The following is a 23,007-nucleotide window of genomic DNA, read 5'->3' on the forward strand; positions in this document are numbered from 1 at the left end:
TAGACTTTTACTGAAGACAATAAACGAGAAAACTCGAATATTATGATTTTTAACGCTCGCATTTACGCACTGATTAACCTGATTATCGTAGTCATTATTAAGACTGCGCGGGGGCGAGTGGGAAGAAAGTAACCACGAATTAGAAAAAACCCCCGCACTGAAAAGTCCGGGGGTTTTTTCTAATTTAGCGATTCGATTTTTATAATTTTTATTATTTTCGGCCTTGCCGATTTACAGGAAGAATGGGAGCACAAGATGTGCAAAGACAACGGAAACAATGACCAAAATAAAGGTAATACGGAGGGATTACGATGAAAGGCGCAGAACTAGTCGTATCCGCACTCAAGCAACAAGGCATTGAGATCGTATTTGGTTACCCAGGTGGTGCCATCATGCCAATCTACGATGCACTTTATGACGGCGGTGTTGAACACATCCTTTGTCGCCATGAACAAGGTGCTGCAATGGCTGCCATTGGTATGGCGCGTGCAACACAAGACGTGGCTGTTTGTATGGCAACCTCAGGCCCAGGCGCGACTAACCTAGTAACAGGTCTTGCTGATGCCTTTATGGACTCCATCCCACTCGTCGCTATCACTGGTCAAGTTGCTAGCTCCCACATCGGTACCGATGCATTCCAAGAAATGGATGTGATTGGTATGTCTCTGTCATGTACTAAACACAGCTACCTCGTTACCGATATTGAAGATCTTGCGCCAACATTGGCTGAAGCATTTATCGTTGCAAAAGCAGGGCGTCCCGGTCCGGTTATTGTCGATATCGCTAAAGATGTTCAACTAGCCGAATCCCCTGTAAAAATTCTTCCTGAATTTACACCACCAGCCATTCCTGTTGTGACAACGGATGCTATTGAACAAGCTCAGTACTTCCTGTCTCAAGCGACTCGTCCTGTTTTATACGTAGGTGGTGGCGTTCAACTGGCGAAAGCAACCGATGCAGTTCGCGAGTTTTTACGCCTTAACCCAATGCCGGCCGTAAGCACACTGAAAGGCTTAGGCACTATCGAACGTGACGACCCGCACTACCTTGGCATGCTTGGTATGCACGGCACTAAAGCCGCTAACCTAGTGGTTCAAGAAAGTGACCTGTTGATTGTTGTTGGCGCTCGTTTTGATGACCGAGTAACAGGCAAGCTTGATACTTTTGCTCCTCACGCAAAAGTTATCCATATCGATATCGATGCGGCAGAGTTCAGTAAACTGCGCCTTGCTGATGCGCCAATTCGCGGTGACATCAACAAGATCCTGCCTCAACTAGAACTGAGCCAAGACATCTCATCTTGGGTTCACCACTCAGAAGGCCTTCGTAGCTCATTCAAGTGGCGCTATGACCACCCTGGTGATCTGATCTTTGCTCCACTACTGCTAAAGCAGTTATCAGACATGATGCCAGCAAGCTCTATCATTTCGACGGATGTTGGCCAACATCAGATGTGGGCCGCTCAGCACATTCAGCCTCGCGATCCTCAAAACTTCATCACCTCAGCCGGTCTAGGCACTATGGGCTTTGGTTTACCAGCCGCTATGGGTGCATCGGTTGGCCGTCCTGATGACCAATCTATTCTTATCTCTGGTGACGGTTCATTCATGATGAATATACAAGAGCTTGGCACGCTAAAGCGTCGTCAGATCCCAGTGAAGATGGTGCTTCTGAATAACTCTCGCTTGGGCATGGTTCGCCAATGGCAATCTCTGTTCTTTGATGGCCGACACAGTGAAACCATCTTGGATGACAACCCTGACTTCGTCATGCTCGCGAAAGCATTTGATATCCCGGGCAAAACCATCACGCGTAAAGAAGAAGTAGAGCCAGCATTGAAAGAGATGCTAGAAAGCAAAACCGCTTACCTACTTCATGTTCTTATCGATGAAGAAGAAAACGTATGGCCATTAGTACCGCCAGGTGCTTCAAACAGTGAGATGTTGGAGAACACATAACATGAAAAGATACCTATTAGACATCAAAGCCGATGATAAGCCAGTACTACTAGAGCGTGTTCTTCGTGTTATCCGTCACCGTGGCTTCATCGTTAAGCAAGTCGCGGGCACTCAAAACCACGAAAGCAAGGTGGCGAGTGTAGAGATCATTGTCGACAGTGACCGTCCGATCTCTTTTTTGGTAAACCAAATCGAAAAGCTGTGGGATGTACGTTCCGTTGACGTTATCTCTATCAGTCGTAATGAATTGCCAAACAACAACTTACAGCAAAAGATAAACGCATAAGGAACCGCAAACATGACAGCTAAAACAGCAGACTATATTTGGTTTAACGGTGAAATGGTTCCTTGGGCAGAGGCGAACGTTCACGTCCTGACTCACGCAATGCACTACGGTACTTCTGTGTTTGAAGGCGTTCGTTGTTACAACACGCCAAAAGGGCCGGTAATCTTCCGTCACCCAGAGCATGCAAGACGCCTAAAAGACTCAGCGAAAATCTACCGCTTCCCTATTCCTTTTACTGAGGAAGAAATTATGGAAGCGACTCGCGAAACGCTACGCCAAAATAAGCTACAGTCTGCGTACATACGCCCACTGGGCTTTGTTGGTAACGTTGGTTTGGGTGTCTGCCCGCCAGAAAATACTGAGATGGATCTGATCATCGCTGCGTTCCCTTGGGGTTCTTACCTAGGTGAAGAAGCGCTAGAGAATGGTGTAGATGCGATGATTTCAAGCTGGAATCGTGCCGCGCCAAATACTATCCCTACCGCTGCGAAAGCTGGTGGTAACTACCTATCTTCATTACTGGTTGGTGGTGAAGCTCGTCGTCATGGTTACGATGAAGGTATCGCACTGAGCGTCGATGGTTACCTTTCAGAAGGTGCTGGCGAGAACATCTTTGTGATTCGTAATGGTGTGTTATCAACGCCACCAGCAACCAGCGCGATTCTACCGGGCATCACCCGTGATTCAATCATGACACTAGCAAAAGACATGGGTTACGAAATCCGTGAAGAGAACATTGCTCGTGAAGCGCTATACCTTGCCGATGAAGTATTCATGACAGGCACAGCTGCAGAGATCGTTCCGGTTCGCAGTGTAGACAAAATTACAGTAGGTGAAGGCAAACGCGGTCCTATCACTGAAAAAGTTCAAGCAGCTTACTTTGGTTTATTCAATGGAACCACTGAAGATAAATGGGGCTGGTTAGACTACGTTTATCCAGCAGACCATGCGTCAGAAAGCCAAACACAAACAAATAAGTAAGCAACAGCCAAATATTTTATAAGGATTTAAACAATGCCAATCTATCGTTCAGCAACGACAACCCACGGACGCAACATGGCTGGTGCGCGCGCTTTATGGCGTGCAACTGGCGTTAAAGATGATGACTTCGGTAAGCCGATCATCGCGGTTGTAAACTCTTTCACTCAATTTGTTCCAGGCCACGTTCACCTTAAAGATATGGGTCAGCTGGTTGCGGGTGAAATCGAGAAAGCGGGTGGTATCGCAAAGGAATTCAACACCATCGCAGTCGATGATGGTATCGCAATGGGCCACGGCGGCATGCTGTACTCACTGCCATCACGTGAGCTTATTGCAGACTCAGTAGAATACATGGTCAATGCACACTGTGCGGATGCAATGGTGTGTATCTCTAACTGTGACAAAATCACTCCGGGAATGATGATGGCAGCAATGCGCCTTAACATCCCAGTGATCTTTGTATCAGGCGGCCCAATGGAAGCAGGTAAAACCAAGCTTTCAGATCAGATCATCAAGCTCGACCTTGTTGATGCAATGATCCAAGGTGCCGATCCAACGATTTCAGATGAGCAAAGTGAGCAAGTAGAACGTTCTGCATGTCCAACCTGTGGTTCATGTTCAGGTATGTTCACAGCGAACTCAATGAACTGTCTAACAGAAGCACTTGGCCTATCTCAACCGGGTAACGGTTCAATGTTGGCGACGCACGCAGACCGTGAAGAGCTATTCATCAACGCGGGTAAACGCATCGTTGATCTAACCAAGCGCTACTACGAGCAAGATGACGAGTCAGCACTACCTCGCAACATCGCAAATCGCGCAGCCTTTGATAATGCGATGGCGCTTGATATCGCAATGGGTGGCTCAAGTAACACAGTACTTCACCTTTTAGCCGCTGCTCAAGAAGGTGACATTGATTTTGATATGGATGATATCGATGAGATGTCTCGTCGTGTTCCGCACCTTTGTAAGGTTGCTCCTTCAACACCGAAATACCACATGGAAGACGTTCACCGTGCTGGTGGCGTAATGGCTATCCTAGGTGAGCTTGATCGTGCTGGCCTACTGAATAATCAAACTCGCACCGTACTTGGCCTAAGCATGCAAGAGCAGCTCGCTCAATACGACATCATGCAAACAGAAGACGAAGCCGTGCTTAAGTTCTTCCGTGCAGGTCCTGCGGGCATCCGTACCACCAAAGCTTTCTCACAAGATTGCCGTTGGGATCGTCTAGATGACGACCGCAAAGAAGGTTGTATTCGTACCAAAGAAAACGCGTTCAGCCAAGAAGGTGGCCTAGCGGTACTTTCAGGTAACATCGCCGTTGATGGTTGTATCGTTAAGACCGCGGGGGTTGATGAAGAAAACCTTAAATTCCAAGGTCCTGCAATCGTATTCGAAAGCCAAGATACGGCAGTAGAAGGCATCTTAGCGGGTAAAGTAAAAGCAGGCGAAGTGGTTGTCATTCGTTACGAAGGTCCTAAAGGCGGCCCGGGTATGCAAGAAATGCTCTACCCAACGACTTACCTAAAATCGATGGGTCTAGGCAAGTCTTGTGCTCTTCTAACCGATGGTCGTTTCTCTGGTGGTACATCAGGTCTTTCTATCGGTCACGCTTCTCCAGAAGCAGCAAGCGGCGGCGTAATTGGTCTAGTGAACACAGGCGATATCATCACTATCGATATCCCTAACCGCTCAATCACGCTTGATGTGGCTGAAGATGAACTAGCAGTACGTCGTGAAAAACAAGATGCATTAGGCTGGAAACCAGAAAACCGTCAACGTGAAGTGTCTTTCGCACTGAAAGCTTACGCAAGTATGGCGACAAGTGCCGACAAAGGCGCTGTGCGTGATAAGTCTAAGCTTGAGGGTTAACTATGAGTGATGACACCTCCACTCCCAAAAAACAAAGTGGCGCAGATTATCTGCGCCAGATCCTGAGAGCGCCGGTTTACGAAGCGGCAATCGTGACACCTCTGCAAGATATGCCACGCTTAAGCGCTCGTATCGGTAATCAGGTTCAGCTAAAACGAGAAGACCGTCAGCCGGTACACTCGTTTAAGCTGCGCGGTGCTTACAACATGGTTTCAAGCCTTTCTGAACAACAGAAAGCAGCCGGTGTTATCGCAGCATCCGCAGGAAATCACGCACAAGGTATGGCGTTATCTGGCTCTAAGTTAGGTATTCAAACCACAATCGTGATGCCGAAAACGACACCGGATATCAAGGTTGATGCAGTACGCGGATTTGGCGGTAAAGTCGTTTTACACGGCAGTAATTTCGATGAAGCGAAAGCGGAAGCGGAACGTCTGTCGGCTGAACATGGCTTCACCTTTGTTCCTCCTTTCGATCACCCACTGGTGATTGCTGGGCAAGGCACTATGGGTATGGAGATGCTGCAGCAAAACGGCCACATGGATTATATCTTTGTGCCGGTTGGTGGTGGTGGCTTAGCCGCTGGTGTTGCAGTGCTTATCAAACAACTGATGCCAGAGATTAAAGTGATTGCGGTAGAGCCTGAAGACTCGGCTTGCTTGAAAGCAGCACTGGATGCGGGTGAACCAGTGGTACTGGATCAGGTCAGCATGTTTGCTGATGGTGTTGCGGTTAAACGCATTGGTGAAGAAACCTTCCGTCTTTGCCAACAGTACATTGATGGTCATATTACCGTCTCTAGCGATGAAATCTGCTCTGCGGTAAAGGACATCTTTGAAGACACCCGTGCGATTGCTGAGCCTTCAGGAGCGCTTGCTCTGGCAGGCCTTAAGAAGTTTGCAGAACAAAACAAACTGCAAGATAAGCAATTGGCGACGGTATTGTCTGGTGCAAACACCAACTTCCACGGTCTACGTTATGTCTCTGAGCGTTGTGAATTGGGTGAGAAGCGAGAAGGTCTACTTGCGGTAACGATTCCAGAGCGACAAGGTGCGTTCCTAGAGTTCTGTAACATTATTGGTGGTCGAGCGGTGACTGAGTTTAACTACCGCCACAACGACGAAAGCCTGGCGAATATCTTCGTTGGTGTACGTCTACAAGGTGGACAAGAAGAACTCGAACACATCATCAATGACTTACGTGAGGGTGACTACGCGGTTGTCGACTTGTCTGATGACGAGATGGCAAAGCTGCACATTCGTTACATGATTGGCGGTAAACCATCGAAGCCATTGAAAGAACGTCTTTACAGCTTTGAGTTTCCTGAATACCCAGGTGCATTGATTAAATTCCTTGATACCTTAGGGACTCACTGGAATATCAGCCTGTTCAACTATCGTAACCATGGTGCCGATTACGGTCGAGTGCTGTGTGGCTTCGAACTCGGTGATGATGATTTAGCTCAGTTCTCTACACACTTAGAAGAACTTGGCTACCAATGCAAAGATGAAACCGATAACCCTTCCTACAAGTTTTTCTTGTCTTAAGAGTTAAGCTATCGAACCAAAAGAGCGAGTATTTACTCGCTCTTTTTATTTGAGCGTTTCCGATAAACCTCACACGATCCTATTTCAAATAGATCATTAAAGTGCTTTACGATGATCCAACCAATCTTGGTGCAGCTGTTCACTTGATCCTAGATATTTGACCATCCATTCGATCAATTTATGGTTGTCATCTTTTCTCCACACCAAACAACAGTGACTCTGCGGGCTAGGCTCCGGTAGTATTTTTTCCACCAGCAAGCCTTGTTCGATAATAGGCGCGGCAATATGCCTTGGCATGTAACCCACCCCAACACCATTCTTGAGGCACTCTATCGCACTGTACCAATTAGGTAATAGAAGACGTCTCTGACTCGCATAATGGCCAGTGTGACGCTTTGGCAGTACACTAGAGGTATCATCCAAACAGATCGCGGGATACTGGCTAACAAAGGCTTCATTAAGGTTTTGCTCTCGTACACATGGGTGACTGGGTGACATCACAAATGCCCAATCTAACCGCCCCATATCCTTAACTTCAAAGTCACCGCCAACCGGAATCGCCGAAGTGGCTCCAATGACGACATCGGCCCTCCCCTGTGCAATAGCTTCCCAAGAACCATTAAACACTTCCATGTTGATCTGCAGCTCAGCGAACTCAAAGGTTTGATAAAACTCTTCAATCATCGGCTTCATCTTGTCGAGCTTAACCACGTTATCAAGGGTTAGACGTAAGGTTTTCTTCCAACCACGCGCAGCTCGACGAGTTTGCGCACTGAGTTCTTCCATCTGTCTCAGCAGTTGACGAGCCTCTTCAATAAACAGCTCCCCAGCAGGCGTCAGCTCTACTTTTCTTGGTAAGCGTCTGAAAAGTAGAACATCAAGCTCTTGCTCTACCTGCCTAACCCCATAGCTGATCGCCGATGGTACTTTGTGCAATTGCTCTGCAGCCGCAGTGAAGCTGCCCAAGCGAGCAACGGTATCAAGCATTTCTAACGAGGATTTAGAGAACATAAGCCTTCAAATTTTTTGATTGATAACTACATATTTTAGCGTTTTATTTTATCAGCTCTGAAAAATAGAATGTCAGCATAAATAAACAGGGGTTCTTTCTCCTGAGTATCTAACAATTTTTTTGATGATAAAAACATCACTACCTTTAGCTTAATGGCATCTTATGAATATTTCTAAATTTCAATTGGTCTACCTTGCAGTTCTTTCTATGCTTGGCTTTATTGCGACCGATATGTACCTTCCTGCATTTAAGGCAATGGAAGTCGATTTTGCAACCGGTCCAGAGCAGATTGCTCTGTCTCTAACCGTATTCCTTGGTGGTATGGCAATGGGTCAGCTTCTTTGGGGTCTGGCGAGTGACAAGTATGGTCACCGTAATACGCTAGCGGTTGGTCTTGTTATCTTTACTGCAGCTTCATTCGGCTTAGCATTCAGTACCGAAGTATGGCACCTACTAACGCTGCGCTTCATTCAAGCGATCGGTGTGTGTGCGCCTGCGGTAATCTGGCAAGCAATGGTTATTAAGCGTTACTCTCAAAGCAGCAGCCAGCAAATTTTTGCGACTATCATGCCTCTAGTAGCGCTATCTCCAGCATTAGCACCGCAACTGGGTGTGTTGCTAGCAGACAGCTTTGGTTGGCACAGTATCTTTATCACACTGACGCTAATGGGCGCATTGTTGATCGCAACGACCATGGCTCAACCAAAAGAAGCGCCAGAAGTAAAACAAACGTCGATCAAAACCGATATCAAAGCACTGCTTCATTCAAAGCCTTACATGGGTAATGTGTTGATGTTTGCTTCAGCGTCAGCAGCGTTCTTCGCTTACCTAACCGGTATGCCAGAGATCATGGCTCAACTGGGTTATGAAGCAAAAGACATCGGCTTGAGCTTTATTCCACAAACCATTGCATTCATGGCGGGTGGTTACTTCGGTAAGCAGGCAGTGAAGAAGTATGGCGATGGTGTCGTACTAAGAAATCTTATTGGTTTGTTTAGTGTTGCCGCATTACTGATTTTCATTGCATCACAATGGGAACTGACTTCGATCTGGCCTCTACTCGCACCTTTCTGTCTAATTGCCGTAGCGAATGGCGCACTTTACCCAATCGTAGTAAACCGTGCCCTATCAAGCGCGAAACAGAGCCCTGCGACAGCGGCTGGCTTACAAAACAGCCTGCAAATCAGTATTAGTGGCCTAGCAAGTGCATTGGTTGCAGCAATGGCAAGCCAAGCACTAAGCGCAACAGGAATAGCGGTAGTGATTTGTTTAGGTGCATTGTGGGTTGGCTATATTGTTTCGAACAAAGAGCTTTCTGAACACTTCGCAACACCGGATAACTCTCGAGTGGTTGCTGACGATAAGCAAGACTAGTTTATCGTTTAACGAAAACAAAAAAAGAGCGAGTAATCTCGCTCTTTTTTTATATCTAAAGTTATTTAGAAAGCAGCCAGTAGCATTGCTACTGGCTTGTATCAAAATATCTTTTGGACGTTAGTACTTACTTCTTAGTTGGACGTTTCCAATCAGCAATCTTACGTTCTTTAGCACGACTGATAACTAACTCATTTTCAGCAACATCACGAGTTACTGTAGAGCCAGCACCAACGGTAGCGCCATTACCAATAGTAACGGGAGCAATTAATTGACTATCTGAGCCAACGAATACGTCATCGCCGATGATGGTCTTAAACTTGTTTGCGCCATCATAGTTACAAGTGATAGCACCTGCACCCACGTTTACGCGCTGACCAATTTCAGCATCGCCTAAGTACGTTAGGTGATTCGCTTTAGAGCCCTCACCAAGGCGAGTGTTCTTCACTTCAACGAAGTTACCAACGTGCGAGTTATTACGCATGTCAGCACCAGGACGTAGACGAGTGAAAGGACCAACCGTACAGTCTTCACCGACCGTTGCACCTTCAATTACACTGTATGGACGCACGATGGTGTTGTCATCGATCTCACAGTCTTTCAATACACAACCGGTACCGATAACCACGTTGTCGCCAATGCTTACGCTGCCTTCGATGATAACGTTAGTATCAATCTCAACATCCATACCGCACTGCAATTCACCGCGTAGATCAAAGCGGCTTGGGTCACGTAGCATAACGCCTTGCTTCAATAGTTTGTCGGCTTGCTCAGCTTGATAAGCGCGTTCTAAACGAGCCAGTTGAGAGCGGTCGTTCACGCCTTCAACTTCAATAGGGCTTACTGGGTGTACAGCTTCTACAGCACGACCTTCATCGTGAGCCGCTGCAATAACGTCAGTCAGGTAGTATTCACCTTGTGCGTTATCGTTGCTTAAGCCAGACAACCAACGCTTCAGATCGCCACCAGTCGCAACCATAACGCCAGTGTTGATCTCTTTGATAAGCTTCTGCTCATCCGTTGCATCTTTCTGCTCAACGATAGCCACAACAGGGCCATTACGACGAATAATACGACCGTAGCCCATTGGGTTGTCTAACACGACCGTAAGTAGCGCGATGCCACCGTTTGGTTGAGCGTCTAATAGGTTTTCAATGGTTTGAGGTGAAATCAATGGAACATCACCGTATAGCACTAGTACTTTTTCATCATCAGCGAAATGTGCAGATGCCTGATCCACAGCGTGGCCAGTACCCAACTGCTCAGCTTGCAGTGCCCAGTTTACCGATTCTTCAGCTAAAGTAGTCTTCATCTGATCACCACCGTGACCGTAAACCAAGTTGATGTTTTGAGCACCTAGACCATTACAGGTATCGATAACATGCTTCACCATTGGCTTACCTGCAAGCGTGTGCAGAACCTTTGGTGTGTTTGAATACATGCGAGTGCCTTTGCCCGCTGCGAGAATTACCGCGCTAAACTTCATTGTAAACCTATCCAACATTATTTTTATTAAGCCGATATTGTAACCGTTTTTAGCTAACAAATTAAATTGTAATAGCTATTTAACCAGTACTGATACGTAAAAGGGTCATCATTAGTCCTCAATGTGTAACCACATTTCAGGGCGGGATAACCTAAAAATGCAAAAAGGCGACCCTTAGGTCGCCTTTATCTCAGAGTCAGTAATCTTATAAAAGATTAACGACGCTGTTTTGTCAGTTCGATAACTCGTAACTGAGCAATGGCTTTAGCCAGTTCACCGGCCGCTTGTGCGAAGTCTATATCGCCATGCTGATTTTGGATATTCTCCACAGCCTTGCGTTTAGCTTCTTCCGCCTTTGCTGCGTCTAGTTCTTCACCACGGATAGCCGTATCAGCCAGTACAGTCGCTGTACCAGGTTGAACTTCTACCATACCACCAGAAACATAAATAATTTCTTCGTGGCCGTGCTGCTTAACAATACGCACCATACCAGGCTTGATAGCGGTCAGCAGTGGAGTGTGACCATGGAAAATACCAAGCTCACCCTCACTACCGGTCACCTGAAACGTCTCAACAAGGCCTGAGAAAATTTGTTTCTCTGCACTTACAACGTCTAGGTGAAAGGTTATTGCTGCCATATCGCCTCCTAGTTAGCCTTATAGCTTCTTAGCATTCTCAATAGCTTCGTCAATTGCACCACAGTACATGAACGCTTGCTCTGGAATGTCATCGTATTCACCAGATAGAAGACCTTGGAAGCCACGTAGAGTCTCTTTAAGAGGTACGTAAACGCCTGGGTCACCTGTAAATACTTCCGCTACGTGGTAAGGCTGAGTTAGGAACTTCTCAATCTTACGAGCACGAGATACAACTTGCTTATCTTCTTCAGATAGCTCGTCCATACCTAGGATAGCAATGATATCTTTCAGCTCTTTATAGCGCTGAAGAGTAGACTGAACGCCACGAGCGATGTCGTAGTGCTCTTGTCCAACTACCAATGGATCCAGTTGACGTGAAGTAGAATCTAGCGGGTCGATCGCTGGGTATAGACCCATAGATGCGATATTACGGTTAAGCACTACCGTTGCATCTAAGTGAGCGAACGTTGTTGCTGGAGACGGGTCAGTCAAGTCATCCGCAGGTACATATACCGCCTGTACAGACGTGATAGAACCAGCTTTAGTTGACGTGATACGCTCTTGTAGAACACCCATTTCTTCAGCTAGTGTAGGTTGGTAACCTACCGCAGAAGGCATACGACCTAGAAGTGCTGATACTTCAGTACCTGCTAGTGTGTAACGGTAGATGTTATCAACAAACAGTAGAACGTCACGACCTTCGTCACGGAAGCGCTCAGCCATTGTTAGACCAGTCAGTGCAACACGTAGACGGTTACCTGGTGGCTCGTTCATCTGACCGTAAACCATCGCTACTTTTGATTCTTCAGGGTTTTCGATGTTTACAACACCTGCTTCCTGCATCTCAAAGTAGAAATCGTTACCTTCACGAGTACGCTCACCTACACCTGCAAATACAGATAGGCCTGAGTGTTGAAGTGCGATGTTGTTGATAAGTTCCATCATGTTAACGGTCTTACCTACACCAGCACCACCGAATAGACCGATTTTACCACCCTTAGCGAATGGACAAATCAAGTCGATTACTTTAACACCAGTTTCTAGAAGAGAAGTCTCGTTAGACTGCTCTTCGTAGCTTGGAGCTTCGCGGTGAATTGCGTAATGCTCTTCAGCACCGATTTCACCACACTCATCAATTGCGTCACCTAGGACGTTCATGATACGACCAAGTGTCTTAGTACCTACTGGTACCGAGATTGGAGCGCCAGTATTTTCAACTGTCAAACCACGACGTAAACCATCAGAGCTACCCATTACGATTGCGCGTACTACGCCACCGCCAAGTTGTTGCTGAACTTCAAGAACTAGACGTTCTGTCACTTCATTAACATTCAGAGCATCGTATACACGAGGTACTTCGCCCTGTGGGAACTCTACGTCGACTACCGCACCAATGATCTGTACGATCTTACCTGTAGCCATCGTTAATCCTCTAACTATTTAGTTTTACCTAAGCTTAAACCGCAGCTGCGCCTGAAACGATCTCAGAAAGTTCTTGTGTAATCGCCGATTGACGGGCTTTGTTATACACAAGTTCTAAGTCATCAATAATGTCACCAGCGTTATCTGTTGCTGATTTCATTGCAATCATTCGAGCTGCTTGCTCACAAGCAAGATTCTCGACCACACCTTGATACACTTGAGATTCGACGTATCGAACTAATAGTGCATCTAGTAGTGGTTTTGGCTCGGGCTCATAAATGTAGTCCCAAGAATGACTGCGTTTCATTTCTTCGCTGTCTGATTTAGGCAAAGGAAGTAATTGATCGATCGTTGGTTCTTGAACCATAGTGTTTTCAAATCTGTTAAACACTACGAACAGGCGATCCAATTCACCTTCATCATATTTCTTCAGCATAACGCTTACAGAGCCAATCAAGTCTTCAAGGCTTGGGCGATCACCCAGACCAGAAACTTGAGCTGCTACTTTCGCGCCGCTGTTATTGAAAAATGCTGTTGCTTTAGAGCCTACAATTGCAAGCTCTACATCAGCACCTTTCTCAGACCAATCTTTCATGTCGTTCATAGCTTTTTTGAACAAGTTAATGTTCAAACCACCACAAAGACCACGGTCTGTAGAAACGATGATGTAACCAACACGTTTGGCTTCACGTTCCTCAAGATAAGGATGCTTATACTCGAGGCTACCATTAGCCAAATGACCGATCACTTTACGCATTGTTTCTGCATATGGACGAGTAGCTTCCATTGCGTCTTGAGAACGACGCATTTTCGAAGCTGCTACCATTTCCATTGCTTTCGTAATCTTCTGTGTGCTTTTAACACTACCGATTTTATTACGTATCTCTTTTGCGCCGGCCATCGTTACTCTCCGTTAATGGTATGAGGTGGCCCTAAGACCACCTACCAATTACCAGGTCTGGGTTGCCTTGAAATCGTCAACAAGCTTCTTCAGCTCAACTTCGATTTCTTTGTTGAAAGCACCCGTTGCGTCGATCTGTGTTGCTAGATCAGCGTATTGACCACGAGCAAACGACAGTAAAGCAGCTTCAAAATCTAGAACTTTTGACAGTTCTACGTCTTGAAGGTATCCACGCTCTGCAGCGAAGATTACTAGAGCTTGGTCAAATACAGACATAGGAGCGTATTGCTTCTGCTTCATCAGTTCTGTAACTTTTTGACCGTGGTCTAGTTGCTTTTTGGTCGCTTCATCAAGATCCGATGAGAACTGTGCAAATGCTGCTAGTTCACGGTATTGAGCTAGAGCAGTACGGATACCGCCAGATAGCTTCTTGATGATTTTAGTCTGCGCCGAACCACCTACACGAGAAACTGAGATACCAGGGTCAACAGCTGGACGTACGCCCGCGTTGAATAGTTCAGTTTGTAGGAAGATCTGACCATCAGTAATCGAGATTACGTTCGTTGGTACGAATGCAGATACGTCACCAGCTTGCGTTTCGATGATAGGAAGAGCAGTTAAAGAACCAGTCTTGCCTGTCACTTCACCGTTAGTGAACTTTTCTACGTATGCTTCGCTTACACGAGCAGCACGCTCTAGTAGACGAGAGTGAAGGTAGAAAACATCACCAGGGAACGCTTCACGGCCAGGTGGACGCTTAAGTAGTAGTGAAATTTGACGGTAAGCTACCGCTTGCTTAGATAGATCATCATAAACAATCAGTGCATCTTCGCCGCGATCACGGAAGTATTCACCCATCGCACAACCAGCATACGGTGCAAGGTATTGCAGCGCAGCAGATTCAGAAGCAGATGCAACAACAACAACAGTGTTAGCCAGTGCGCCGTGCTCTTCTAGTTTGCGAACTACGTTAGCAATAGTCGACGCTTTTTGGCCGATAGCTACGTAGATAGAGAAAATACCAGAGTCTTTCTGGTTGATAATCGCATCGATCGCCATTGCTGTTTTACCAGTCTGACGGTCACCGATTACTAGTTCACGTTGACCACGACCGATAGGGATCATTGAGTCAACTGACTTGTAACCAGTTTGAACAGGTTGATCTACCGATTTACGGTCGATTACACCTGGTGCGATAATTTCTACAGGCGAAGTTAGTTTCGCTTCGATAGGACCTTTACCATCAATTGGCTCACCTAGCGTGTTTACAACACGACCAAGCATTTCAGGACCTACTGGTACTTCAAGAATACGACCAGTACCTGTAACTTTCATGCCTTCCTGTAGGTCAGCATACGGGCCCATTACAACAGCACCAACCGAATCACGGTTCAAGTTTAGTGCTAGCGCGTAACGGCCACCCGGTAGTTCGATCATTTCACCTTGCATCACGTCCGCTAGGCCGTGGATGCTAAGGATGCCATCGCTTACAGAAACGATAGTACCTTCATTGCGAGCTTCACTAACAACGTCGAAAGATTCAATACGTTGTTTAATTAGATCGCTAATTTCAGTGGAATTAAGTTGCATGCTCCAATCCCCATTAAGACTGCAATGCATCGCTCAGGCGGTCTAAACGACTGCGCGCTGAGTTATCGATGACTAGGTCTCCGGCTCGAATAATAACTCCACTAAGTAGAGTCTCATCTATACTGCAATTCAGCTGAACTTTGCGCGCTAGGCGCAGTTCCAATTTGCTGATGATGCTTGTGCGCTGTTCTTCAGAAAGTTCAACCGCTGAAGTAACATCAACGTCGATTTCTTTCTCGTGCTCTTGTTTAAGCAATAAGAACTGTTTACAAACATCAGGAAAGGCCATTAAACGACCATTCTCTGCCATCACTTTAATTAAGTTCTGGCCGAATTCATCAAATTGTTCGCCACAAATTACAATGAATATTTCAGCTAACTTTTCAGCAGTCATTGAACTGCTTAATAAATTATGAACATCATCATTTTGTGCCACTTCGGCAGCAAAAGTAAGCATTTGACCCCATTGGTCTAGCTCACCTTTATCTACCGCAAAGTCAAACGCTGCTTTAGCATAGGGGCGTGCGATTGTAGTCAAATCAGACATATACAGCCCCTTGCTTTAAAGTTTTGCAGTAATGTTGTTAAGAAGATCATTGTGTACATCTTTATCGATTGTACGCTCAAGGATTTTCTCAGCACCAGCTATAGCCAGAGTTGCGACTTGTTTGCGCAGGTCATCACGGGCACGTGTGCGTTCAGCTTCAATTTCAGCTTCAGCTTGCGTTAAGATCTTCTGGCGTTCTGCCTGAGCCTCTTCGCGAGCTTCATCAATAATTTGAGCTTTACGTTTGTTTGCCTGATCAATAACCTCAGTTGCAGTGCGCTTCGCTTCCTTCATTTGCTCAGAAGCGTTGGCTTGTGCCAGGTTCAAGTCTTTAGCAGCGCGTTCAGCGGCTACAAGACCGTCAGCAATTTTCTTCTGACGCTCTTCAATTGCTTGCATGATTGGTGGCCATACATATTTCATGCAGAACCAAACAAACAGCGAAAAAGCAATTGCTTGACCTAACAGAGTTGCGTTCATATTCACAACAGCTACTCCTCGTTAAGAATCAACTACAAAAATTTAATTAACTATTAAGAGTTAATTAGCCTGCTAGCTGACTTACAAATGGGTTAGCAAACGTGAATAGTAGTGCGATTACGATACCGATCATTGGAACAGCATCCAGTAGACCAGCGATGATGAACATCTTAACTTGTAGCATTGGAGCCATTTCAGGTTGACGCGCAGCGCCTTCTAGGAATTTACCACCAAGAATAGCAAAACCAATTGCAGTACCTACGGCACAAAGACCAACAATGATAGCAACAGCGATTGCTGAAAAACTTAGTACAGTTTCCATTTACGTTCTCCGATTAACATTAATAGTTAGAATAAAGCTTAAAAATTTTTTTAGTGATCACTATCTTCATGGGCCATTGATAGGTAAACGATTGTCAACATCATGAAAACAAACGCTTGAATCAAAATAACCAAGATATGGAAGATAGCCCAAGGTAGTGCACCTACCCATTGTAAGTACCACGGTAGCATTGCCGCGATAAGAATAAACACCACCTCACCCGCAAACATATTACCAAATAAACGCATACCTAGAGATAGTGGCTTCGCTAATAACGAAATTACCTCAAGCACCAAGTTAAATGGAATCATGATTGGGTGATTAAATGGATGCAGTGCCAATTCTTTAGCAAATCCGCCTAAGCCTTTTACTTTGATGCTGTAGTAGATCATCAGAGCAAAAACACCTAAAGCCATTGCCATTGTTATATTTACATCAGCTGTAGGAACCACTTTCAAGTAAGGGATACCTAGCCAATGCTCTGCAGGATACGGTAAGAAATCGATAGGCACTAAGTCCATCAAGTTCATTATGATAATCCAGCAGAATATAGTCAGTGCTAATGGAGCTACCAGAGGATTGCGGCCATGGAAAGTTTCTTTAACGTTGTCGCCAACGAATTCCACTACCATTTCAACAAAACACTGAAGCTTACCAGGTACACCTACTGTTGCTTTCTTAGCGACTGAGCGAAAAACCCAAAGGAATAACACCCCTGTCAGCACAGAAAAAAACAGACTGTCTATATGTACGTTCCAGAAACTTGTTTCCTCTACAAGACCAAACTTAGCTAAAGAAAGGTTTTGTAAATGGTGTTCAATGTATCCGGATGCTGTTGGCGCAGCCATAACTCATCCTATTTTTTATTGTTAATGAAAAGCACTGGCGCAAAGATATTAATACCTAGAACCAGTAAATAGGTCAGTTTGAGGGGAATTAATTCCACCTGCATATACATGTAGACAATAGAGAATAGTAAAACTGTGATTAAGATTTTGAGCACTTCGCCAGCATAGAACGACGCCGCAACTAACTTAGTTGCACGAGCTCCACAAAATAGGAAAGCACACACACAAAAAACTACATTCGCGATGACAAAAATACCGCCACCGATTAATGCAGCAAAACCCCAATCAGGATTAACAGCTAAACCTAACCCTATCGCCACTAATATAACCGCGCTAAGCTCGATCAATAACATTTGCTTTGCAAGCACTCGTCCTGGTCTTGCTAACGCCGCTACCATGTATTCGTTCCTCTTTAAGCCCACTTTACCACTCGCTTATAAGCGTGCTGAGAAATTGGCGAAAATTATACGTTCAGCCAAATTGATTGCAATCACAATGCAGCAATCTTTTACATTTTTGCATACAAACCGACAACTTTTGTACGAAATTACTTGTTTATTACATAATTGACCTAAATCAATTATCTCATTTAGTACTCTAGTTTAGCAATAAGTTGCTCTAATTTGTGAGGCTCATCAAGAGTAATCGTCACTTTTGACTTACCGCTAACAGAACGAGTAACTGAAACGTTTGCTTGCAATTTTTCCGTGAGTCTTCGTGAAAGTTCGATAGCTTCTGTGTCTTCAGGCTTCGATTCTGGTTCAACGTCTGGTTTTAAGCACTTTTTGACAAGCTGCTCAGTTTGACGCACGGTCATTTTTTTGGTTGCCGCAGTGTTTGCTGCTTCAATCTGGGTATCACCTTCAAGCGCAAGCAATGCTCGAGCATGACCCATTTCCAGTTGTTTATTGGAAACTAAACCTTTTACTTCATTTTCTAGCTGATTTAGACGTAATAAGTTACTAACCGTTGCTCTCGATTTACCGATCACTTCGGCGACTTGTTGATGTGTCAGCTCGAATTCGTTCTGTAAGCGCTCTAGCGCTTGTGCTTCTTCGATAACATTCAAGTCTTCACGCTGAATGTTTTCAATCAATGCCATCGCAATCGCAGCTTTGTCTTCAACCTTCTTGACCAAGCACGGCACCTGTTTTAAGCCAGCTTGACGCGCAGCTCTCCAACGGCGCTCACCAGCGATAATCTCATATTGACCATACGCTAAAGGACGCACGACAATAGGTTGAATAATACCTTGAGATTGAATAGATGCGGCCAGCTCTTCTAGCGCTTCTGGCGCCATATCCTTACGCGGTTGATATACACCTGGCTTCAAGCTACCAATAGCAATCTCTGTGAACTCGCCTTCTGCAGACAAAGCCTGACTATGAGAAGCAACTTGTTGTTTTTCACGAGCCAATGAGCTAGTTGCAAGCAATGCATCTAACCCTTTTCCTAAACCACGCTTAGACATTGAGCGAATTCCTTTGGTTAGACCTATACTGGGACTTCTTCACGACGCAACATTTCGCCTGCAAGAGCAAGATATGCCTTAGCACCTGCGGAATATTTGTCGTAGTACATTGCTGGCTTGCCATGACTCGGCGCTTCTGCCAAACGTACATTTCGAGGGATCACAGTTCGGTAAACTTTGCTACCGAAGTGTTTTTTGAGTTGATCAGAGACTTCATTCGATAAGCGGTTACGAGGATCATACATTGTACGAAGAAGACCTTCGATCTTCAGGTTCTCGTTTACTACCGCAGCCAGCTTACTGATGGTATCCATCAACGCAGTCAAACCTTCCAAAGCAAAATATTCACATTGCATAGGAACCAATACGGAATCGGCCGCAGCCATCGCGTTGATTGTAAGAAGGTTTAATGAAGGTGGGCAATCAATAAAGATGAAATCATAGTTGTCGCGAATGGATTCGAGTGCGTTTTTTAAACGAACTTCACGAGCAAATACTTCCATTAACTTGATTTCTGCCGCAGTCACATCACCGTTTGCGGCGATGAGGTCATAGTTGCCAGATGTACTTCGGCAAACTACCTCATCAAATGGGGTGTCTTCAACCAGCAAATCGTAAGCAGTTGCTTCAACTTGATACTTGTCGACACCGCTCGCCATAGTGGCATTACCTTGAGGATCGAGGTCAACAACCAATATCTTGCGTTTTGTTGCCGCCATTGATGCTGCCAAATTAATGCAAGTTGTTGTTTTTCCTACGCCGCCCTTCTGGTTGGCAATTGCTACGATTTTACCCACTATGGCCTCGCTGATTATCCCTGACGCGATAAAGTAACTAGATGACGCTCTCCATCAAGCTCTGGCACTTGCAAAGCTTTAATGTCTGTCACTGAACACCATTCAGGTAACAGGTCGATTTCGTCTCTAGGATGTTGTCCCTTAAGAGCCAAAAATACACCGGATTGCTCTTTAGGTAAATGGTGACACCACTCTACCATGTCTGTCATTGACGCAAATGCGCGACTGAGCACGGCATCAAACTTTTCTTCGGGTTGAAATTCTTCAACACGACTTTGAACCGGTACCACGTTGTCGATGCCTAATTCATGAATCACTTGTTTAATAAAACGAATACGCTTACCTAGGCTATCGAGCAAGTAAAACTCGCAGTCAGGGTTCATGATTGAGAGCGGAATCCCAGGAAGACCAGGGCCTGTTCCTACATCAATAAAGCGCTTGCCTTGTAAGTGAGTGCTAACAATGATGCTATCTAAGATATGTTTCACCATCATTTCTTGCGGGTCACGAACTGACGTTAGGTTGTAAGCCTTGTTCCATTTGTTCAGTAACTCAACGTAGCCAACCAATTGGCCACGTTGCTTTTCAGATACTTCAAGTTCAGTCTGGCCAATCAGGTGATCCAGTTTTTCGCGTAATGCGCTCATTATGCTTCCTCACCTTTTTTCAGCAGGCCGTGTTTTTTCAAATAAACCAACAGAATTGAGATTGCTGCAGGCGTAATACCTGAAATTCGAGAAGCAATACCAATTGAGTCAGGCTTAGCAGTCGTTAGTTTAAGAACCACTTCGTTAGAAAGTCCTTTCACCTTGCTGTAATCGATATCAGCAGGCAATTTGGTATTTTCATGACGCAGTGATTTTTCAATTTCGTCTTGTTGACGCTGGATATAACCATCGTACTTCACTTGGATCTCAACTTGCTCGGATGCTTGTTGATCTTCCAATGCAGGGCCAAAACGATCCAATGCCGTTAGCTGTGAATAAGTCATTTCAGGGCGACGAAGAAGATCTTCACCGCTTGCTTCACGAGACATAGGTGTTTTAAGAATTTGGTTCAGTTGATCAACATCTTCAGATTTTGGATTAATCCACGTTTCTTTTAGACGTTGACGTTCCTTCTCCATGTTTTCTACTTTCTCGTTGAATCGAGCCCAACGAGCATCATCCACCAAGCCAAGTTCACGCGACTTCTCAGTCAAGCGGATATCAGCGTTGTCTTCACGAAGTAACAAACGGTATTCCGCACGAGACGTGAACATACGGTAAGGTTCTTTGGTACCCATCGTCGATAGATCATCAATAAGAACGCCCATGTAAGCTTGGTCACGACGCGGGCTCCAGCCTTCTTTGCCTTGTGTAAACAAACTTGCATTCAGACCGGCCATCAAGCCTTGTGCAGCCGCCTCTTCGTAGCCAGTGGTACCGTTGATTTGACCGGCAAAGAATAGACCCTTAATAAACTTAGTTTCGTAAGTCAGCTTAAGGTCACGAGGATCAAAGAAATCATACTCGATCGCATAGCCTGGACGGACGATATGAGCATTTTCAAAACCTTTCATTGAGTGAACGATTTTTACCTGAACATCAAATGGCAAACTTGTCGAGATACCATTCGGGTATAGCTCATGTGTCGTTAGACCTTCAGGTTCAATGAAAATCTGGTGACTGTTCTTGTCAGCAAAACGCATCACTTTGTCTTCAATCGATGGACAGTAACGCGGGCCAATACCTTCAATCACGCCCGCGTACATTGGGCTGCGATCGAGATTGGCACGAATAACGTCATGCGTATTTTCGTTAGTGTGCGTGATGTAGCATGGAATTTGGCGAGGCTGTTGAGCTCGGTTACCCATGAACGAGAATACAGGTGTTGGGTTATCACCGTGCTGAACCTCTAACTCTGAAAAATCAACGCTACGTGCATCGATACGAGGAGGTGTACCCGTTTTCAGGCGATCAACTCGGAATGGAAGATCACGAAGACGGTCAGCCAGTGCGATCGATGGTGGATCACCAGCACGACCACCTGAAGAACTTTCCATACCAATATGGATCTTTCCACCTAGAAATGTACCGACCGTCAGTACCACAGCGTTAGCGCGGAACTTAAGGCCCATCTGTGTAACAACACCCACCACTTGATCCTGTTCAACGATCAAGTCATCAACCGATTGTTGAAACAGAGTTAGGTTTGGCGTGTTTTCAAGAACATTTCGAACAAAGGCTTTGTAAAGCGCGCGGTCAGCTTGTGCACGAGTTGCACGTACCGCAGGACCTTTTGATGCGTTTAACGTTCTGAACTGAATACCTGCATGATCAATAGCTTGCGCCATTAACCCACCCATTGCATCGACCTCTTTTACCAAGTGGCCCTTACCGATCCCGCCAATAGCAGGGTTGCAAGACATTTGTCCCAACGTATCGATATTATGAGTGAGTAGTAACGTACTTTGACCAGTACGTGCAGATGCGAGTGCGGCTTCCGTTCCTGCATGGCCACCACCAACAACGATGACGTCAAATTTTTCGTGATAAAGCATGAACCGACCTCGGGTATTCAAACGTTTTCTAGATTGATAAAAAGGAGCGATATTCTACCTGTTTTCATAGCTTGAGAAAACGTTTTTGGGATTTTTCGATAAAGCTGTTTTTAATTAATATAGATAAGATCTTTATAGAGATCTTTTATTATATCTATTATTAGGATCGAGGGTGTCTGTGGATAAGTCAAAAATGATCAACAAGATCATGGATCTTTTTTGGATCAAAGTATGTGATCTAACTTTGATCATGATGAGGATTAGCTGGGATCAAAATGGCTACTTATTCACAGGGGAGAATTGGCTAGAAAGTTGTTATTTGGATAACTATAGGTTTATCACCGTATATGTATGATCTTATCCACAGAGAAAATTGAGGTTTTTGCTTTAATTTTCGAATTTTTTTCAAAAAAGTTATTCACAATCACGATATTCAGAGACAAAAAAAGCGGCATAAGCCGCTTTTTGGGGAAATTGAGGGACTAGAACTGGTCACTATGATCGTTAAACCACTCTTCAGCTGCATCCTCAGGTACCGGAGTTTCCAATACATCGATGGTAAAGCAGTCTGAAATAGGCTGTGCACCGAGTTTTTTCAGTTGGCTGTGGACTGATTTTCCCGCAGAACAGAAGGTATCGTAACTTGAATCACCAAGTGCGATAACAGCATAACGAAGAGCACTTAAATCTGGAGACTCTTGGGTCAATGCGTTGATCAACGGTTGGATATTATCGGGAAAATCACCCGCACCATGTGTTGATGTCACCACTAACCAAGTACCTTGCTGAGGAATATTATTGTATTCAGGCTGATTATGAAGTTCTATCTCGTGCCCTTGAGCCTCTAGAAGATCGTTAAGGTGATCGCCAACGTATTCAGCGCCACCTAAGGTGCTGCCTGTAATAATGTGGATCATTAAGCTGTCCTTA

Annotated in this window: 22 protein-coding genes; 6 read left to right on the forward strand and 16 right to left on the reverse strand. The window is 45.2% G+C overall.

Annotation, left to right across the window (positions count from 1 at the left end; genetic code table 11):
• Positions 1 to 311: 311 nt before the first annotated feature.
• The 5 genes from ilvG to ilvA are packed head-to-tail and all read left to right on the forward strand — an operon-like array spanning position 312 to position 6,647.
• Positions 312 to 1,958 (forward strand): acetolactate synthase 2 catalytic subunit, encoded by a 1,647-nt coding sequence (gene ilvG / locus OCU90_RS17300; protein WP_017107540.1) that lies wholly within the window; start codon positions 312 to 314, stop codon positions 1,956 to 1,958.
• A gap of 1 nt (position 1,959) precedes the next feature.
• Positions 1,960 to 2,244 (forward strand): acetolactate synthase 2 small subunit, encoded by a 285-nt coding sequence (ilvM, locus tag OCU90_RS17305; protein WP_017077311.1) that lies wholly within the window; start codon positions 1,960 to 1,962, stop codon positions 2,242 to 2,244.
• 12 nt (positions 2,245 to 2,256) lie between these two features.
• Positions 2,257 to 3,225 carry a branched-chain amino acid transaminase gene (locus OCU90_RS17310; RefSeq protein ID WP_004735750.1) on the forward strand — a complete coding sequence of 323 codons (969 nt, stop codon included), beginning with the start codon at positions 2,257 to 2,259 and terminating at the stop codon, positions 3,223 to 3,225.
• 33 nt (positions 3,226 to 3,258) lie between these two features.
• The gene (gene ilvD / locus OCU90_RS17315) at positions 3,259 to 5,100 is read left to right on the forward strand and encodes a dihydroxy-acid dehydratase (protein WP_061025215.1); all 1,842 of its coding nucleotides are present in this window, start codon (positions 3,259 to 3,261) and stop codon (positions 5,098 to 5,100) included.
• Between the two features lie 2 nt (positions 5,101 to 5,102).
• On the forward strand, positions 5,103 to 6,647 hold the full coding sequence (ilvA, locus tag OCU90_RS17320; RefSeq protein ID WP_061025213.1) for a threonine ammonia-lyase, biosynthetic: 1,545 nt from the start codon (positions 5,103 to 5,105) through the stop codon (positions 6,645 to 6,647).
• A gap of 96 nt (positions 6,648 to 6,743) precedes the next feature.
• Here ilvA and punR read toward each other — a convergent pair whose 3' ends face one another.
• Positions 6,744 to 7,658, reverse strand: coding sequence for a DNA-binding transcriptional activator PunR (gene punR / locus OCU90_RS17325; protein WP_004735746.1), 915 nt, complete (start codon positions 7,656 to 7,658; stop codon positions 6,744 to 6,746).
• Between the two features lie 163 nt (positions 7,659 to 7,821).
• On the opposite strand from punR, the gene punC reads away from it, so the two are divergent.
• Complete coding sequence (gene punC / locus OCU90_RS17330) at positions 7,822 to 9,033, forward strand: purine nucleoside transporter PunC (RefSeq protein ID WP_017090728.1); 1,212 nt, start codon at positions 7,822 to 7,824, stop codon at positions 9,031 to 9,033.
• A 127-nt stretch (positions 9,034 to 9,160) separates the two neighbouring features.
• On the opposite strand, the gene glmU is transcribed toward punC, so the two are convergent.
• The 15 genes from glmU to mioC form a co-directional block, all read right to left on the reverse strand.
• Positions 9,161 to 10,519, reverse strand: a complete 1,359-nt coding sequence (gene glmU / locus OCU90_RS17335; protein WP_061025211.1) for a bifunctional UDP-N-acetylglucosamine diphosphorylase/glucosamine-1-phosphate N-acetyltransferase GlmU — start codon at positions 10,517 to 10,519, stop codon at positions 9,161 to 9,163.
• A gap of 215 nt (positions 10,520 to 10,734) precedes the next feature.
• Positions 10,735 to 11,157 carry a F0F1 ATP synthase subunit epsilon gene (locus OCU90_RS17340; RefSeq protein WP_004735742.1) on the reverse strand — a complete coding sequence of 141 codons (423 nt, stop codon included), beginning with the start codon at positions 11,155 to 11,157 and terminating at the stop codon, positions 10,735 to 10,737.
• An 18-nt stretch (positions 11,158 to 11,175) separates the two neighbouring features.
• A complete protein-coding gene (gene atpD, locus OCU90_RS17345; protein WP_017077305.1) occupies positions 11,176 to 12,579 on the reverse strand; it encodes a F0F1 ATP synthase subunit beta in 1,404 nt (467 codons plus the stop codon).
• A gap of 34 nt (positions 12,580 to 12,613) precedes the next feature.
• Positions 12,614 to 13,480, reverse strand: a complete 867-nt coding sequence (atpG, locus tag OCU90_RS17350) for a F0F1 ATP synthase subunit gamma (protein ID WP_004735739.1) — start codon at positions 13,478 to 13,480, stop codon at positions 12,614 to 12,616.
• A 48-nt stretch (positions 13,481 to 13,528) separates the two neighbouring features.
• A complete protein-coding gene (gene atpA, locus OCU90_RS17355; protein WP_061025209.1) occupies positions 13,529 to 15,070 on the reverse strand; it encodes a F0F1 ATP synthase subunit alpha in 1,542 nt (513 codons plus the stop codon).
• A gap of 13 nt (positions 15,071 to 15,083) precedes the next feature.
• Positions 15,084 to 15,617 (reverse strand): F0F1 ATP synthase subunit delta, encoded by a 534-nt coding sequence (atpH, locus tag OCU90_RS17360; protein WP_004735736.1) that lies wholly within the window; start codon positions 15,615 to 15,617, stop codon positions 15,084 to 15,086.
• 15 nt (positions 15,618 to 15,632) lie between these two features.
• Positions 15,633 to 16,103: a F0F1 ATP synthase subunit B gene (gene atpF / locus OCU90_RS17365; protein WP_017077303.1), complete on the reverse strand. Its 471-nt coding sequence runs from the start codon at positions 16,101 to 16,103 to the stop codon at positions 15,633 to 15,635.
• Between the two features lie 58 nt (positions 16,104 to 16,161).
• Entirely contained in the window at positions 16,162 to 16,419 is a 258-nt protein-coding gene (gene atpE, locus OCU90_RS17370; RefSeq protein WP_004735734.1) for a F0F1 ATP synthase subunit C, read from the reverse strand.
• Positions 16,420 to 16,469: 50 nt separating this feature from the next.
• Positions 16,470 to 17,267 (reverse strand): F0F1 ATP synthase subunit A, encoded by a 798-nt coding sequence (gene atpB / locus OCU90_RS17375; RefSeq protein ID WP_004735733.1) that lies wholly within the window; start codon positions 17,265 to 17,267, stop codon positions 16,470 to 16,472.
• Between the two features lie 8 nt (positions 17,268 to 17,275).
• Entirely contained in the window at positions 17,276 to 17,665 is a 390-nt protein-coding gene (locus tag OCU90_RS17380) for a F0F1 ATP synthase subunit I (RefSeq protein WP_004735732.1), read from the reverse strand.
• 191 nt (positions 17,666 to 17,856) lie between these two features.
• Positions 17,857 to 18,738, reverse strand: a complete 882-nt coding sequence (locus OCU90_RS17385) for a ParB/RepB/Spo0J family partition protein (protein WP_017081731.1) — start codon at positions 18,736 to 18,738, stop codon at positions 17,857 to 17,859.
• Between the two features lie 23 nt (positions 18,739 to 18,761).
• Entirely contained in the window at positions 18,762 to 19,535 is a 774-nt protein-coding gene (locus OCU90_RS17390) for a ParA family protein (RefSeq protein WP_017077301.1), read from the reverse strand.
• A gap of 14 nt (positions 19,536 to 19,549) precedes the next feature.
• Positions 19,550 to 20,182, reverse strand: a complete 633-nt coding sequence (rsmG, locus tag OCU90_RS17395; protein ID WP_017058801.1) for a 16S rRNA (guanine(527)-N(7))-methyltransferase RsmG — start codon at positions 20,180 to 20,182, stop codon at positions 19,550 to 19,552.
• Positions 20,182 to 22,077 (reverse strand): tRNA uridine-5-carboxymethylaminomethyl(34) synthesis enzyme MnmG, encoded by a 1,896-nt coding sequence (gene mnmG, locus OCU90_RS17400; RefSeq protein ID WP_017077300.1) that lies wholly within the window; start codon positions 22,075 to 22,077, stop codon positions 20,182 to 20,184. The genes rsmG and mnmG overlap by 1 nt, the downstream gene beginning before the upstream one ends.
• Before the next feature lie 482 nt (positions 22,078 to 22,559).
• Positions 22,560 to 22,994: an FMN-binding protein MioC gene (mioC, locus tag OCU90_RS17405; protein ID WP_017077298.1), complete on the reverse strand. Its 435-nt coding sequence runs from the start codon at positions 22,992 to 22,994 to the stop codon at positions 22,560 to 22,562.
• Between the last annotated feature and the right edge of the window lie 13 nt (positions 22,995 to 23,007).

Origin of the sequence: Vibrio splendidus (genome assembly GCF_024347615.1) — a bacterium.
Taxonomy (GTDB): domain Bacteria; phylum Pseudomonadota; class Gammaproteobacteria; order Enterobacterales; family Vibrionaceae; genus Vibrio; species Vibrio splendidus.

What these genes read in the sequence shown, in the direction of transcription:
- ilvG (WP_017107540.1), top strand. Translation starts at nt 312, where the DNA reads ATGAAAGGCGCAGAACTAGTCGTATCCGCACTCAAGCAACAAGGCATT.
- ilvM (WP_017077311.1), top strand. Translation starts at nt 1,960, where the DNA reads ATGAAAAGATACCTATTAGACATCAAAGCCGATGATAAGCCAGTACTA.
- OCU90_RS17310 (WP_004735750.1), top strand. Translation starts at nt 2,257, where the DNA reads ATGACAGCTAAAACAGCAGACTATATTTGGTTTAACGGTGAAATGGTT.
- ilvD (WP_061025215.1), top strand. Translation starts at nt 3,259, where the DNA reads ATGCCAATCTATCGTTCAGCAACGACAACCCACGGACGCAACATGGCT.
- ilvA (WP_061025213.1), top strand. Translation starts at nt 5,103, where the DNA reads ATGAGTGATGACACCTCCACTCCCAAAAAACAAAGTGGCGCAGATTAT.
- punR (WP_004735746.1), bottom strand. Translation starts at nt 7,658, where the DNA reads ATGTTCTCTAAATCCTCGTTAGAAATGCTTGATACCGTTGCTCGCTTG.
- punC (WP_017090728.1), top strand. Translation starts at nt 7,822, where the DNA reads ATGAATATTTCTAAATTTCAATTGGTCTACCTTGCAGTTCTTTCTATG.
- glmU (WP_061025211.1), bottom strand. Translation starts at nt 10,519, where the DNA reads ATGAAGTTTAGCGCGGTAATTCTCGCAGCGGGCAAAGGCACTCGCATG.
- OCU90_RS17340 (WP_004735742.1), bottom strand. Translation starts at nt 11,157, where the DNA reads ATGGCAGCAATAACCTTTCACCTAGACGTTGTAAGTGCAGAGAAACAA.
- atpD (WP_017077305.1), bottom strand. Translation starts at nt 12,579, where the DNA reads ATGGCTACAGGTAAGATCGTACAGATCATTGGTGCGGTAGTCGACGTA.
- atpG (WP_004735739.1), bottom strand. Translation starts at nt 13,480, where the DNA reads ATGGCCGGCGCAAAAGAGATACGTAATAAAATCGGTAGTGTTAAAAGC.
- atpA (WP_061025209.1), bottom strand. Translation starts at nt 15,070, where the DNA reads ATGCAACTTAATTCCACTGAAATTAGCGATCTAATTAAACAACGTATT.
- atpH (WP_004735736.1), bottom strand. Translation starts at nt 15,617, where the DNA reads ATGTCTGATTTGACTACAATCGCACGCCCCTATGCTAAAGCAGCGTTT.
- atpE (WP_004735734.1), bottom strand. Translation starts at nt 16,419, where the DNA reads ATGGAAACTGTACTAAGTTTTTCAGCAATCGCTGTTGCTATCATTGTT.
- atpB (WP_004735733.1), bottom strand. Translation starts at nt 17,267, where the DNA reads ATGGCTGCGCCAACAGCATCCGGATACATTGAACACCATTTACAAAAC.
- OCU90_RS17380 (WP_004735732.1), bottom strand. Translation starts at nt 17,665, where the DNA reads ATGGTAGCGGCGTTAGCAAGACCAGGACGAGTGCTTGCAAAGCAAATG.
- OCU90_RS17385 (WP_017081731.1), bottom strand. Translation starts at nt 18,738, where the DNA reads ATGTCTAAGCGTGGTTTAGGAAAAGGGTTAGATGCATTGCTTGCAACT.
- rsmG (WP_017058801.1), bottom strand. Translation starts at nt 20,182, where the DNA reads ATGAGCGCATTACGCGAAAAACTGGATCACCTGATTGGCCAGACTGAA.
- mnmG (WP_017077300.1), bottom strand. Translation starts at nt 22,077, where the DNA reads ATGCTTTATCACGAAAAATTTGACGTCATCGTTGTTGGTGGTGGCCAT.
- mioC (WP_017077298.1), bottom strand. Translation starts at nt 22,994, where the DNA reads ATGATCCACATTATTACAGGCAGCACCTTAGGTGGCGCTGAATACGTT.